The organism is Actinomyces sp. ICM58 (assembly GCF_000283035.1).
Classification (GTDB): Bacteria; Actinomycetota; Actinomycetes; order Actinomycetales; family Actinomycetaceae; genus Pauljensenia.
The window spans coordinates 1-10,154 of record NZ_ALIY01000043.1; the positions used below are offsets into that span (position 1 = coordinate 1).

The following is a 10,154-nucleotide window of genomic DNA, read 5'->3' on the forward strand; positions in this document are numbered from 1 at the left end:
CGGCGGCCGCGGATGGCCACGACCTGTGGATCGCCCAGAGCGCCTCGGCGCTCGCCCGCGAACTCGAAGAAGACGCACCCTGCCCCGTGTGTGGCTCCACTGAGCACCCCAATCCGGCACCTGCCGCGGACGGGGAGATCACGCGCGAGCAGGTCGCCGCGCTAGACCAGGCGCGCGACCGCGCGGAGGCCGCGCTGCGCGACGCCCAGGCGCGTCACCAGGACCTCGTGCGGCGTATCGCCCAGCTCAACGAGGTGGCGGGTGCCCCCACTCCGACTCTCGAGACCGAGCGGGATAGGGCGGCCGAGCTCGTGGCGACGCTGGAGGCCCTTTCCCCGCAGATCGCCGACATCGAGGCGGCCCTCGCGCAGGAGCGCTCACGCCTCGACGGTCTTACGGATGCTCTCACTCGCGCCCGCGAAGGGGCCGCGTCCCTGGCCTCCACCCTCCAGGAACGAGAATCAGCGCTGAGCGGCGCCCTCGCCCGCGTGGAAGCCGAACGCTCCGGATTCGCGTCCCTCACCGAGCGCGCGGCACACCTGGATGAGTGCGCGCATCGCACCGCAGCACTGGCCGGGGCCTGCGCCGATTGGGACAACGCCCGCGCCGCGCACGCGCAGGCGCAACGCTCCCTGGCGGACGCGCTTGAGGAACAGGGGCTTCAGGCCGACTCCTGGCGCTCCTTCCTGCTTCCCCTGCCCCGTCTCGAGGCACTCGAGGCGCGCGTGGAGGCTCACGACAAGGAGCTGTTTGCGGCGCGCGAGGCCCTCGCCTCCGAGCGGCTAACCCGCGCCGCATCGGCGCCCACTCCCCACGTCGAGGCCCTCACTGAGGCGTCGCGCAGGGCCGATGAGGACGCCGCTTCGGCCGCCCGGGCATCGGGCATCCTCGAGCAGCACTGCGCGCAGCTCGACGCGGCCCGCACCTCCCTAGAGCAGGCGCTCGACGCCCTCACCCGCGCCAGGGAGCAGGCCGGTCCCATCCGCCGCCTCGCGGACATCGCGGCGGCCTCAGGCCCGGAGAACCTGGCGTCCACTCCCCTGGCCGCGTGGGTGCTCATCGCCCGCCTGGAGGACGTGCTCGCGGCCGCAAACCCGCGCCTGGAGCGCATCTCGTCGGGCCGCTATCAGCTCGTGGCGGTCTCCGACGACGGCACCTCCTCACGTAAGTCGGGCCTGGGCCTGGCGATCGTCGACCACGACACGGATGCCGTGCGCAGCCCCCGCACGCTCTCGGGCGGGGAAACCTTCTACACGTCCCTGGCCCTGGCCCTGGGCCTGGCGGACGTCGTGACGGCCGAGGCGGGAGGGGTCGAGCTGCGCACGATGTTTATCGACGAGGGCTTCGGCTCGCTGGACTCGCACACCCTCGCGCTCGTCATGGAGCAGCTCCAGGCTCTGCGCTGCGCGGGGCGCACGGTGGGTGTCATCTCGCACGTCGAAGAGATGGCGACCCAGATCGCCGACCAGATCCAGGTGCGGCCGCTGCCGGAGGGAGGATCGACCCTGCAGGTGCGCGCCTAGATCTCAGCCCCTGTGCATGGCCAGGACGGCGGGCCGCTCGGAGCGGTCGAACCACGCCAGGGAGGATTCCCACAGGGCGGCCACGGCCTCGTCAGCCTCCTCCTGGGTGGAAGCCTCCAGCACGGCCGACACGGCCGGAGCGGCGTCGGGTAGGTCGGCGAGGATCGCGGCGACGTCCGACCACGTGTATTCGAAGGCGGGGGCGGCGAAGATGTGGGGCTCGATCTGATCACCGGGGGTCAGCGTCGTCGAGGTGGGCGTGTCGACGGCCAGGACGAGGCGCGCGGGCGCGGCCCCCACGCTCTCGCGGGCCAGCTCCAGGCTGGACAGGGCGGCCTCGGTGATCGCGTCGTCTTCGAGAACCTCGACGTCCTCGCCGCTCATCGCGACGTCGGGCACGCACAGCACGCCGCCGCGCACGGGCGGCAGCGGGACGGACAGGTCGGACAAGAGGGCGGGAATGTAGACGCGCATGCTCACAGTGTAGGCACCCACTGGGCCACGATGGCTTCCAACTCGTCGGCGGCGAGGCAACCCGTGCCTTTTTCTCCCAGCGCCTTGGCGCGCAGGGACGCCCGTCCCACCCCGCCGTCCTCGCTCACGGTGTGGAAGATGTGCCCGGGCATGAACGCGCCGATGGCGGCCTGCAGCGCGGCGACGGGGCGGGGCCCGATCGCGTCCGAGGTGACGCGGTTGACGATGACGTCGACGGGGATGTCGCGCCCGTGTTCCTCCCACCAGCGCGCCAGGAAGGAGAGCCGGTTGACGCCGACGATGTCCCCGCGCGCCACGACGACGAGGCGGTCGGCCCGTGCGAGGACGCCGAGGGCGACGTCGTCCCGGTTTGCGCCGCGAGAGGCCTTCTCGAGGGAGGTTGCCGCCAGGTCGATGACGCTGTAGCGCGCACAAAGACGGGCCGCCGCGATGATCGCCTCGATGCTGGTGCGGCTGACCTCGCGCCACCGGTGGGGGGTGACCAGGCCGGTGACGATGCGCAGCCCCTCGGAGCGTCTCGCGCACGCGCCGACCAGGTCCTCGGGGGTCAGGGCCCCTCGTGAGGCGGCGCGCGCGAGGACGGAGAGGCCGGAGGCGTGGACGGGCAGTCCGAGCAGGTGCGAGACGGTCGGGTTGGAGGTGTCGGCGTCGATGAGGATCGTGGGGGCGCGCGCGGCAAGCATCGTCGCGATGCCCGCGGCCAGGGTTGTGCGCCCCGGCGCCCCCGATGTCCCCCACACGGCCAGGACGGAGCCCGCGCTGGTGGGGGGAGGCGGTGGCGGCGACGAGGCCGTGGCCGGTTGGGAGCGTCGCGTGCGGGTCGCGGCGATGAGCGAGTTGACGACCTGTTCGGGGCTGGCGGGCGCAGCGACTGAGGCGACGCCGAGGGCTGACAGGCGCAAGCGCTCGGCGTGCTGAGCCAGGGCGACGACCTCCATGCCGGCCTCGCGCAGGGCGCCCACGGCATCGGCCGTGAGATCCGGGTCGGCTCCGTCAATGACGGCCAGGTCTGCGACGCCGGCACGCGCGGCGGCGATGACCTCGGCGAGGTCAGCGCAGCGTCGCACGATGGCCAGCGCGTCGGCGCGCGACTGGATCGCCTGGATGATCGGGGCCTCGTATCGCTGATCGGCCAGGATGACGACCCCGTGAACGGCGCTCACGGCGCCCCCACGGGGACGGCGGCGAGCTCGTCGGTCGAGGTCTGGGCGGCCAGGAGCGTGGGTAGGGCAGCCCCGTTCGCCATGATTTCGATGCGTGTTCCCCTGCGCGCCTGGGAGCCCGAGGTGTCGACCGTGCGCACGAAGGTGAAGGTGCCCTCGATTTCGCGCGCGCTCGTCTCTGTGGGTGAGGCGGAGCGGGTGGGCACGGTCCACAGACGTATCGGCGTACCGTCGGCGACACCGTCGGGCAGTCCCGCGGTGACGGTGAGCGCGACGCGGTGCATGCCGTCGGGGTCGCGTGCACCCACCTGGGAGCCGGTGTCCAGGTCGGTGCGCATGACGAGTTGACCGGGGGTGAGGAGGCGTGTTGTGCGCGTGCCCAGGGGGGTTTCGGTGGTCGGAGCGTAGACGGTCGGGTCGACGTGGACGACGACCTCACGGACGTTGTCGGCCGTGATCGCCTCGCCCGGGGCGATGCTGGTCGTGACGGTGTAGACGCGGTTTCCTCCCCGCAGGAAGCCGCCGAGGAGGCTGAAAGCGATCACGGACGCGATGATGAGGACGACGCCGAGGAGGAGTCGCCGGTCCATTGAGCCGGGGGCGCGCGCCGGAATCGACACTGAAGCTGAGACGCGTTTCACCCTTCCATGATGCACGCTTCCGCCAAAAAGCGGTAGGTTATCGACTATCTATCGTCACCAACCGATCAGATCGACCGATTCGCAAGCGAAAAATTGTCGACTCAAACCATTCAAACGAAACGATCTCAACTGATACCATGTTGCCATGGCAACACGATTCCTCACTCTCGCTGACGTCGCCGAGACCCTGAATCTCACGATGTCAGCCACCCGCGCCCTCGTTTCCTCCGGCGAGCTTCCGGCCATCCAGGTGGGCGGCAAGCACGTCTGGCGGGTCGAAGAGTCCGTCCTGGAGCAGTTCATCCAGGACCAGTACGCCGCGACGCGTGAGCGTCAGAAGGCGGAGCACGCTCAGTAGGCAGGCGACCAGCGCTGGCCGAGCACGCGGAGTCGACGAAGCCCCGCGAGCGCCAGCGAGACGGTCTGCCCCTCCTGTTCATCGCGGCCGTCATAGCCGAGGGCCGCTCCGCTGAGGGTGACATCGACATGGTCCGCGTAGACCGCGTCGATGACTCCCCGGTGGTCACCACAGTCCGAGTCAATGGCGACGCTGACCGCGCGGGCGCACAGCTCGCGCAGGACGTGTCCGACGCCGACGCCGCCGCGAATCGACGATTCGCGCGCGACGCTGCGGCCGAGCGGCCACGCGCCGACGACGGCGGGCAGCATGACGAGGCTATCTCCGGCGCCCTCTCGCAGGAGCACCCACGAGCGGGTCGCGTCGAGCACTTCGCCCACGACGACGCTCCCCCCGCGCAGCGCGAGGCTCACGCTCCCGTCGGTGCCCGCGAGCCGCGCGGACAGCGTGATGGAGGCTCTTTCGGCGTCGGTGAGCTCATCGATGAGCTCGTCGATCTCACGCCCCCTCTCCTCGTCGAAGCGCGCTTCTAGCTCGTCCATGAAGGCATGCATATCCATGGACCTACCATGCCACACACGACGGCTGGAGCGCTGTACATCACACTTTGATCACATTAACTGATATGGATTGACATCTGCTTGCATGAAGTGGATAGTTTATCCATCGAATCCGTCTCCTCAATGAAGAGTTCGCCATGACACACGATTCACGTTCATTACGAGGTCAGGCGCCCCTGACCGACGCACTCCTGTGGCTTGTCGGCGCGCCGGCGGCCACCCTCGATGCCCTCTACCTCGCCTACGCGGCGCCCCAGCTGGCGCCAGACGCTCCCGAGACGCTGGTCGTGTGGATCCTCGCGATCATCGCCCTCGCGCTCCTGTTCTGGAACCTCCTGTGCTCGGCCGTCGCCCACCTGGCCACGCTGCGCCTGGCGCCGCCGCCGCTGCGCCGGGGCGCCCACACCCTCGTCTCGCGCTACGGCACGCGACTGTCGAGATCCCTGCTCTCCCGGGCGGGCGCGGGTGCCCTCATCGGGTCCGCGCTCATCACCTCCGCGCCCCTTGGCGCGGCCCAGGCTGTCCCGCAGGACACCGCTTCCCCAGGCGTGTCCCTCACGTGGGCGGACGCACCCGGCGCCCCCACGCCGCAGCAAACGGGCGCAACGGAGGCGACCCCGGCCTCGGCCCCGCGGGAAGGCACATCCCAGGATCCGCCACCTCTCGGCCAGGCCGACCTGCCCGACACCGTCACCGTCGCCCCCGGCGACTCCCTCTGGTCCATCGCCGCCTCCCTGCGGCCAGGCTCCGACGACGCCCAGATCACCCGCGTCTGGCAAGCCATCCACGTCGCGAACGCCCAAGCCATCTCCACCCCGCACTTGATCTACCCCGGACAGCAACTCTCCATCCCCCAGGACCTGCCATGAGCACCCCCATCCACCCCCGGACGCATCAACGCACGCAGCAGCCCGCTCGCCCCCACACCGGGCCCACCCCCTCACATCCCGAGCCCGCAGCCCCTTTCCGATGGTCCACCCCTCGCCAGCTCGCACGCTCCCCCAGGCCAGCCCCCAGACCGGTGCCCGAACGTGACGTCCTGCGCAGCGACCTGCCGGATCCGGGCCCCTGGGCCGCCCTCCTCGCCCGCGCCATCGTCGAGGTCGTCACCGGAGCCCGCCAGGCACCCCAGCTACGCAGGTGGCTCCTCCCCGACCTCTACGCCGCCCTCGTCGGCGTCCACCTCTCCCCCTGCGCCCGCGGCACCACCCCCATCCACGTGCGCACCTGCGCAATCGACGAGAAGCACACGGAGGTGGCCGTCATCGTCGCCACGGCGACGCGCACCTACGCGCTCGCCCTGCGCCTCGAAGAGTACCGGGGACGGTGGATGACGACCGCCCTCGAGCTCGCCTGACCCCACCCCCATAAAGGAGCGAGGGGGCTCCCGCAGGAACCCCCTCGCTCACTGAACTGAGACGACGCGCGTCAGCGGCGGCGACGCTTCTTGGCCGCCGCGCGACGCTCCGCGCGGTTACCGCCGGCTGCGGATGGGGCCGACGCACCCTCCGCGGAGCTGTAGCTCACGCGGCTCGGCGCCTTCTCGCGGCCCACGGTGCCCATGACCGAGCGGGCGTGCGCCACGGCCTCGCGAGCGGCCTCGGAGGCCGCGGACTCGGCAGAAGCCACCTCTTCGACGCTCGGCTCGGCGTCAGCCTCGCGACGAGGCTCGCTCGCCTCCCCCGTGTCTGCCGGAGCCACGGTCGCGCGCGTAATCGCGCCACCCGCCTGCTCCTCCGCCGAGGCCAAGGCGCGCTCGAACTGCTTGGCGAAGCTGAACACCTGCTGGACGGACTCCTCGCGGATGCGCTCGACCATCGCCTGGAACATCTGGGCGCCCTCGTCCTTGTACTCGACGAGCGGGTCGCGCTGACCCATCGCGCGCAGGCCGATGCCCTCCTTCAGGTAGTCCATCTCGTAGAGGTGCTCGCGCCAGAGGCGATCCACCACGGAGATGACGACGCGGCGCTCGAGCGTGCGCATGGGCTCATCGCCCAGCTGCGCCTGCGCCAGCGGATTCTCGTCGAGGCGCTCCTCCGTGTCCTCATACACCGCGTGGATGTCACCCACGAGCTCAGTGACGAGGTCGTCGCGGACCAGGGAATTCCTGCCGCCGTGCTCCTCCTCGACTTCCTCGATCGACACCGACGGCGGGTAGTAACCACGCAGGTTCTCCCACAAGGAGGACAGATCCCACTCATCCACCGGCTTGTCGGCGATCGCCTCGTCGACCAGGCCCGTCACGAGCGACTCCGCGAAGGAACGCAGCTGCGGCCCCATGTCCTCGCCCTCAAGCACCTTGCGGCGCTCGGCGTAAATCGTCTCACGCTGACCCGTCATGACGTCGTCGTACTTTAGGACGTTCTTGCGGATCTCGAAGTTGCGAGCCTCCACCTGGTGCTGGGCCGACGCAATCGAACGCGACACCAAACGATTCTCCAGCGGCATGTCCTCCGGGTAGGCGCCGGACGCCATGATGCGCTGGGCCATGCCCGAGTTGAACAGGCGCATCAGGTCGTCTTCCATCGACAGGTAGAAGCGTGACTCGCCCGGGTCACCCTGACGGCCACTTCGACCACGCAGCTGGTTGTCGATACGACGCGACTCGTGGCGCTCCGAACCGAGCACGTACAAGCCGCCCAGCTCGCGCACCTCGTCACGCTCGGCCTCCACGGCCTCCTCGGCGGCCTCCAGGGCCTTGGGCCACGCCTCGCGGTACTCCTCCGGGTTCTCCTTGGGATCGAGCCCCTCGGCGGCCAGGTTCGCCTGGGCGATGAACTCCGAGTTACCGCCCAGCATGATGTCGGTACCGCGGCCGGCCATGTTCGTGGCAACCGTCACTGCGCCCTTGCGACCCGCCATCGCGACGACGGCGGCCTCGCGGGCATGCTGCTTGGCGTTGAGCACCTGGTGCGGGATGTGCTTCTTCGTGAGCATCTGGGAGAGCAGCTCGGACTTTTCGACCGACGCAGTACCGATGAGGACCGGCTGGCCGGCCTCGTGGCGCTCCACCACGTCCTCGATGATCGCGTTGAGCTTGCCCTTCTCCGTCGGATAGACGAGGTCGGGCTGGTCCTTGCGGATCATCGGCTTATTCGTGGGGATCGGGACGACGTCGATCTTGTAGGTCGACGCGAACTCCGCGGCCTCCGTCTCGGCCGTACCGGTCATGCCCGAGCGCGAGCCCTCGGGGTAGAGGCGGAAGTAGTTCTGCAGCGTGATCGTGGCCAGCGTCTGGTTCTCGGCCTTGATCTCCACACCTTCCTTGGCTTCGATCGCCTGGTGCATGCCATCGTTGTAGCGCCGACCCGGCAGGACGCGTCCCGTGTGCTCGTCGACGATGAGGACCTCCCCACCGTCCACAATGTAGTCGCGGTCCTTAAAGAACAGCTCCTTGGCGCGGATCGCGTTGTTCAGGAAGCCGATCAGCGGGGTGTTCGCGGCCTCGTAGAGGTTCTCCACGCCCAGCTGATCCTCGACCTTATCGATGCCCGGCTCCAGGATGCCGACGGTCTTCTTCTTCTCGTCGACCTCGTAGTCCTCGTCGCGCGTGAGCAGGCGCGCGATGCGGGCGAACTCCACGTACCAGCGGTTCAGGTCACCGTCCGCGGGACCCGAAATGATGAGGGGGGTACGTGCCTCGTCGATGAGGATAGAGTCGACCTCATCGACGATGACGAAGGCGTGGCCGCGCTGGACCATGTCCTCGGGAACCTGCGCCATGTTGTCACGCAGGTAGTCGAAGCCGAACTCGTTGTTCGTACCATAGGTGATGTCGCAGGCGTACATCTCGCGGCGCTCGGCCGGCGTCTGGCCCACGAGGATACAGCCGCACGTCATGCCCAGGAAGTTATACACGCGGCTCATCAGATCCGACTGGTACTTCGCCAGGTAGTCGTTGACCGTCACGACGTGCACGCCCTTGCCGGTCAGCGCACGCAGGTAGGAGGGCATCGTGGCAACCAGGGTCTTGCCCTCACCAGTCTTCATTTCCGCGATCTTGCCCTGGTGCAGGGCGATGCCGCCCATGACCTGGACATGGAAGGGACGCATGCGCAGGATACGCCACGAGGCCTCGCGGACCGTCGCGAACGCCTCGACCAGGATGTCGTCCAGGGTCTCGCCCTCCTCGAGGCGGTCCTTGAACTCCTGGGTCTTGGCCTGCAGCTCCTCGTCCGTCAGCGCCTCGAAGTCCTCCTGCAAGGCATCCACCTGCGACGCGAGACGATCCAGCCTGCGCAGCATCCGGCCTTCGCCCGCGCGAAGGATCTTGTCAATAATCGACACGAATAGCTCCTGACGTCTATAGCCCGCCCCCTTGTAGAGCGAACAGTCAAATCCACCCATTAGTTTACGAACTAACTGCCCAAAGTGGAAACGCCCGCGCGAACATGGACGCATTTAACGTCTCAGAGCGAACATACGGCTGTGCCCCGGGCCCAAGACCCGGGGCACAGCCACATCAGTGAACCGTCAGATCGTCGTGTTCAAGCGAAGCACGCCGTACGTCCACCCGTGACGGTGGTAGACGACGCACGGCTGGTTCGTTTCCTTATCGACGAAGAGGAAGAAGGGGTGGCCGACCATCATCATCTGATCGAGGGCCTCGTCCACGCTCATCGGCGGCGCCTCGTGCACCTTCTGGCGCACGATGATGGGCGTGTCGCCCCACTGCTCCTCACGGGCCTCGCCGACCTTCAGATCCCCCGCGCTGCTCAGTGGCTTGGGGGCCTCAGGCTCGGGCTCGGCGACTTCTTCGACGACAGGAGTGACTTCGAGGATTTCGGCTTCGACCAGGTCGCGCGGGTACCGACGGCGGTGGTCCTTGACGCGATCGCGCAGGCGGCGCAGGCGCTCGTAGAGCTTCCCGGCGGCAATGTCGACGGCCGCGTAGCGATCCGCAGACTGAGCCTCCGCGCGGATGATCGGGCCCTTGCCGTAGACGGTCAGCTCGATACGCTCAGCGGTGTCTGCCTGGCGGGGGTTACGTTCGTGAGTCAGCTCAACGTCCACGCGCTGCGCGCGCGGGTAGAACTGGGTGATCTTCGAAACCTTCTCCTCCACGTATGCCCGGAAATTCGGGTGAATCTCGGCATTACGTGCGACGACGGTGATGTCCATGTGTTTCCTCCATGGTGTGCGGCGGGCATCGTTGCCCGCGGGTGGGGATTGTTCGGTGCTCACTGCCCGAACCGTGGTCTGAGCTATCACCTCCCGCACTGACGTGACAGGCGTCTGTGCCCATCGCGCTATCGAAAGTCCGTGTCTACAGCATACCCCAGACCGGTGACCTGCGTCATGAGATAAGCCCCGGTCGGGCCAACGCCGCGATCCCATCCAGGCGACCGAGCACACGCTCCATCTCCCGAATCGTCGCCCCCGTCGTCACGACGTCATCCACCGCAACGACGAGG

10 protein-coding genes are annotated in these 10,154 nt (G+C 68.6%); 4 read left to right on the plus strand and 6 right to left on the minus strand.

The genetic code is table 11. The features are described from left to right. Window positions 1-1,523, plus strand: a 1,523-nt coding sequence (locus tag HMPREF1138_RS01795) for an AAA family ATPase (protein WP_009055874.1), incomplete at its 5' end; no start/stop codon positions are given. A 3-nt stretch (window positions 1,524-1,526) separates the two neighbouring features. Here HMPREF1138_RS01795 and HMPREF1138_RS01800 read toward each other — a convergent pair. From HMPREF1138_RS01800 to HMPREF1138_RS01810, 3 genes are read right to left on the minus strand one after another with little or no spacing between them, the layout of a single operon-like run. Further along, window positions 1,527-1,997 carry a DUF6912 family protein gene (locus HMPREF1138_RS01800; RefSeq protein ID WP_009055882.1) on the minus strand — a complete coding sequence of 157 codons (471 nt, stop codon included), beginning with the start codon at window positions 1,995-1,997 and terminating at the stop codon, window positions 1,527-1,529. 2 nt (window positions 1,998-1,999) lie between these two features. Beyond that, window positions 2,000-3,181 carry an AAA family ATPase gene (locus tag HMPREF1138_RS01805; protein WP_009055881.1) on the minus strand — a complete coding sequence of 394 codons (1,182 nt, stop codon included), beginning with the start codon at window positions 3,179-3,181 and terminating at the stop codon, window positions 2,000-2,002. After that, window positions 3,178-3,822, minus strand: coding sequence for an SAF domain-containing protein (locus HMPREF1138_RS01810; RefSeq protein ID WP_238318587.1), 645 nt, complete (start codon window positions 3,820-3,822; stop codon window positions 3,178-3,180). The genes HMPREF1138_RS01805 and HMPREF1138_RS01810 overlap by 4 nt, the downstream gene beginning before the upstream one ends. Window positions 3,823-3,967: 145 nt before the next feature. On the opposite strand from HMPREF1138_RS01810, the gene HMPREF1138_RS01815 reads away from it, so the two are divergent. Continuing rightward, window positions 3,968-4,180: a helix-turn-helix domain-containing protein gene (locus HMPREF1138_RS01815; protein WP_009055879.1), complete on the plus strand. Its 213-nt coding sequence runs from the start codon at window positions 3,968-3,970 to the stop codon at window positions 4,178-4,180. Here HMPREF1138_RS01815 and HMPREF1138_RS01820 read toward each other — a convergent pair. Further along, window positions 4,174-4,740: a hypothetical protein gene (locus HMPREF1138_RS01820; protein WP_009055885.1), complete on the minus strand. Its 567-nt coding sequence runs from the start codon at window positions 4,738-4,740 to the stop codon at window positions 4,174-4,176. The genes HMPREF1138_RS01815 and HMPREF1138_RS01820 overlap by 7 nt on opposite strands. A gap of 137 nt (window positions 4,741-4,877) precedes the next feature. Here HMPREF1138_RS01820 and HMPREF1138_RS01825 point away from each other — a divergent pair, with 137 nt between their 5' ends. Both HMPREF1138_RS01825 and HMPREF1138_RS01830 read left to right on the plus strand, forming a co-directional pair. After that, entirely contained in the window at window positions 4,878-5,609 is a 732-nt protein-coding gene (locus HMPREF1138_RS01825) for a LysM peptidoglycan-binding domain-containing protein (protein WP_009055876.1), read from the plus strand. Window positions 5,610-5,761: 152 nt separating this feature from the next. Next, complete coding sequence (locus HMPREF1138_RS01830; protein WP_009055872.1) at window positions 5,762-6,097, plus strand: Rv3235 family protein; 336 nt, start codon at window positions 5,762-5,764, stop codon at window positions 6,095-6,097. Between the two features lie 71 nt (window positions 6,098-6,168). On the opposite strand, the gene secA is transcribed toward HMPREF1138_RS01830, so the two are convergent. Next, window positions 6,169-9,027 (minus strand): preprotein translocase subunit SecA, encoded by a 2,859-nt coding sequence (secA, locus tag HMPREF1138_RS01835; RefSeq protein WP_009055878.1) that lies wholly within the window; start codon window positions 9,025-9,027, stop codon window positions 6,169-6,171. A 186-nt stretch (window positions 9,028-9,213) separates the two neighbouring features. Next, window positions 9,214-9,861, minus strand: coding sequence for a ribosome hibernation-promoting factor, HPF/YfiA family (hpf, locus tag HMPREF1138_RS01840; RefSeq protein ID WP_009055883.1), 648 nt, complete (start codon window positions 9,859-9,861; stop codon window positions 9,214-9,216). Window positions 9,862-10,154: the final 293 nt, after the last annotated feature.